The following is a 3,114-nucleotide window of genomic DNA, read 5'->3' as shown; positions in this document are numbered from 1 at the left end:
ACGATGACCAGCATCGCCGTGTCGTCCAGAAACGTCCCCATGACCAGAAACGACAGCTGCATCAGGATCAGGATCACCCAAGGGTTCAGACCCCATTGTTCGGTAAACAGGTTTTCAATCGCCTTGACCGCCCCAAGCCCGTCGAACACCGCACCAAAGGCCAGCGCGGCGAGGATGATCCACATGAACATGCAGGTGATCGCAAGGGTCTGGCGCACCGAAGTCTCGAACACCGCCCGCGTCATCCGTCCCTTGAGCACAGCAGCCAGAAAGGCCGCAATCGCACCAATGGCAGAGCTTTCGACAAGCGAGGTCCAGCCGTTCACAAAGGGCACCATCATCACGGCAAAGATCACGACCGGCAGCAGGCCCGCGCGCAGCAAGCGCAGCTTTTCGGGCCAACCCACATTGCGTTCCTCGGCGGAAAGGGCGGGGCCCAGATCGGGGTTCAGGCGGCAGCGGATGGCGATATAGATGATGAACATCGTGGCCATCATCAGCCCCGGGATCGCGCCAGCCAGCCACAATTGCCCCACAGGTTGCCGCGCGATCATGGCATAGAGCACCAGCACGACCGACGGCGGCACAAGGATACCGAGGCTGGACCCCGCCTGAATGACCCCTGTCACCATCAGCTTGTCATAGTTGCGTTTCAAAAGCTCGGGCAGCGCAATCGTGGCCCCAATCGCCATGCCCGCCACCGACAGGCCGTTCATGGCAGAGATCAGCACCATCAACCCGATCGTCCCGATGGCCAGCCCCCCGCGCAAACCGCCCATCCACACGTGAAACATTTTATATAGATCGTCGGCAATTTTACTTTCCGACAGCACGTACCCCATGAAGATGAACATCGGCAGGGTCAGCAGCGGATACCAACGCATCAGCTTGATCGCGGCAGAGAACCCGATGTCATAGCCGCCGCGATCCCCCCAAAGAAACAGCGCCGCAATCACCGCGACAAAGCCGATGGCCCCGAACACCCGCTGTCCGGTCAGCAGCATCAGCATCATGGTCGAAAACATCAGGATGGCGATCAACTCATAGGGCATCGCGGGTCTCCTCTGCCGATTTGAGGAAAAGGATGTCCTTGAACAGTTCAGAGACAGCTTGAAGCAGCATCAGGGTGATGCCGATGCACATGGTCACTTTGACCGGCCACATATAGGGACGCCACGCGGTCGGGCTGCGCTCCCCCCCGTATTTGAACGAATACATCGTGGATTCGATACCGCCCCACAGCAGGATCACCAGATAGATCAGCAGGAAAAAGACGGTGATACAGTCCGTCCAGGCCTTCTTGCGCGGGGTCAATTCGGCATAGAACAGGTCCATCCGAACGTTCGCGCCCATCTGCAAAGCATAAGGCCCGCCAAGGATGTAATAGCCCACCATCACGAACTGCGCCATTTCCAGCGTCCAGATCTGGGGCGAGGCGAATGTCTTGTTATAGGACGACCACAGCAGGATCCCCATGAGCACAAAAATCCCGTACATCATGATCCGGCCAAGGCCATAGTTAAAGCCGTCGACCACCCGGATATATCTGCGCATCGCGTTCATTCTGCAGCCTCGCTGTCGGGGATGGGAAAGGCTTGGGTCAGGCTTTCGGCCAGATGCCGCGCCATGGCCCGCGCTTTTTCGGGTGTATCGATCAGATCATTGCGAATCTCGATCATCACGGCGGGCAGCGCCTGCGCCTCGCCATGTTTTTCAAGCGTGTAGGTCACGCCGTCCGTCGCGGCATAGGGTTCGTTCAACGCCGACGCATATCGCCCCCGCGCCTGTTCAACCGCCAGCAAGGCCTGCGCGGCGGCGGGCTGCGCGTGGTAGAGAAAGCCAAGTTCAACCGCGCGGGTCGCCCCGTTATAGACAGGCGTAAAGCTGTGGATCGTGACCAGCACCGGCGCGGCTTGGGCGGGCTGCCAGCTTTCGCGAACACGGGCGACCGCATCGTGAAATGGCGTATGCACTTGGTCAAAACGCTGCTGTCGTCCGGCATCGTCCAAAGCGGCATTTCCGGGGATGTCATAGACTTCGCTGCGCGCCGGAATACAGTCCGGGGCCGCAAGCGGGCGGTTGCAATCATAGACCAGACGGGAGATGTCACCGGCCACCAAAGGCGCGTCCAGAGCATCTGACAGCGCGTGCGCCACATCCAGCGCGCCGATGTCCCACGCGGCGTGCGAACAGCTTGCCGCAGGGGACAACCCCAACCCGTCCAACGCATCGGGTATCCGGCGCGAAGCGTGTTCACACACCAGCAGCCAGCCCCCCTGTCCCTGCGGGTTCACGATGTTTACGGCATTCCAGTCGGTATTGGTCACGGTGCCCCTATCGTCTTGTTGCCTCACAATCACTACAGAATTTTCTAGCCTGTCAAGATTTTTTCTGTAATCTTTGCTTCACACTGATCTGCGCTGTACCGAAAGGAACATGAGTTGCACAAAAAAGCACTGGTCCGCGATCTGCTGAAAGAAAAGCAGACCGAGCTAACGGCGGCAGAGCGTAAACTGTCGGCTGTTCTGCTGGACGACCAGTTGCTCACGGGGCTGCAATCCATCACACGGCTGGCCGAGCTGGCCGAGGTGTCATCGCCCACCATCATCCGGCTGGCGCGCAAGCTGGGGTTCGACGGTTTCTCGGATATGCAGGACGCCATCCGCGACGAAATCGGCGCACGGATGAAAAAGCCGCTGGCCAAGCTCGACACCCCCGGTGACAGCAGCGACCACGTGGTATCGCGCTTTATTCAGGCGGTATCGGGCAATGTGAACCGCACGCTTGAACGGCTTGATCTGGCTGAATTCGACGAGGTTGCGGCGCTGCTTTCCGATCCGTCGCACAGGCTCTACCTGCTGGGCGGGCGGATCACGCGGTCCAACGCGCATTACTTTTTCAACCACCTGCAGATCATCCGGCCGCAGGTCACCCTGCTCGATTCCTCCCCCAGTGCATGGCCGCAATCCTTGCTGGATATGGACGCGGGTTCAGTGTTGATCGTGTTTGACATCCGCCGCTACGAAAAAGAGCTGGAAAAGCTCGCCGATCTTGCGGTCAAGCAAGGCGCGACCATCGTGCTGTTCACCGATGCCTGGGGGTCGCCTATCGAAA

At 59.4% G+C, this 3,114-nt stretch carries 4 protein-coding genes; 1 reads left to right on the top strand and 3 read right to left on the bottom strand.

Annotated features, from left to right (window positions below):
- The 3 genes from B3849_RS10105 to B3849_RS10095 all read right to left on the bottom strand — a co-directional run.
- The coding region (locus tag B3849_RS10105; RefSeq protein ID WP_286780089.1) for a TRAP transporter large permease at positions 1-1,052 on the bottom strand (1,052 nt) is incomplete at its 3' end.
- Positions 1,042-1,563, bottom strand: coding sequence for a TRAP transporter small permease subunit (locus B3849_RS10100; protein ID WP_005849730.1), 522 nt, complete (start codon positions 1,561-1,563; stop codon positions 1,042-1,044). The genes B3849_RS10100 and B3849_RS10105, both read right to left, overlap by 11 nt.
- Complete coding sequence (locus tag B3849_RS10095) at positions 1,560-2,327, bottom strand: N-formylglutamate amidohydrolase (RefSeq protein ID WP_286780088.1); 768 nt, start codon at positions 2,325-2,327, stop codon at positions 1,560-1,562. The genes B3849_RS10100 and B3849_RS10095 overlap by 4 nt, the downstream gene beginning before the upstream one ends.
- 114 nt (positions 2,328-2,441) lie before the next feature.
- On the opposite strand from B3849_RS10095, the gene B3849_RS10090 reads away from it, so the two are divergent.
- Positions 2,442-3,114 (top strand): MurR/RpiR family transcriptional regulator (locus tag B3849_RS10090; RefSeq protein ID WP_286780087.1); only part of this gene is annotated, 673 nt, incomplete at its 3' end.

Source organism: Sulfitobacter sp. UBA4523 (genome assembly GCF_002388305.1).
Lineage (GTDB): Bacteria > Pseudomonadota > Alphaproteobacteria > Rhodobacterales > Rhodobacteraceae > Sulfitobacter > Sulfitobacter pontiacus.
This window is presented reverse-complemented; position numbering and strand designations above follow the sequence as displayed.

Excerpts from the sequence above, each read along its gene's own strand:
- B3849_RS10100 (WP_005849730.1), bottom strand. The coding sequence starts at position 1,563 with ATGAACGCGATGCGCAGATATATCCGGGTGGTCGACGGCTTTAACTAT.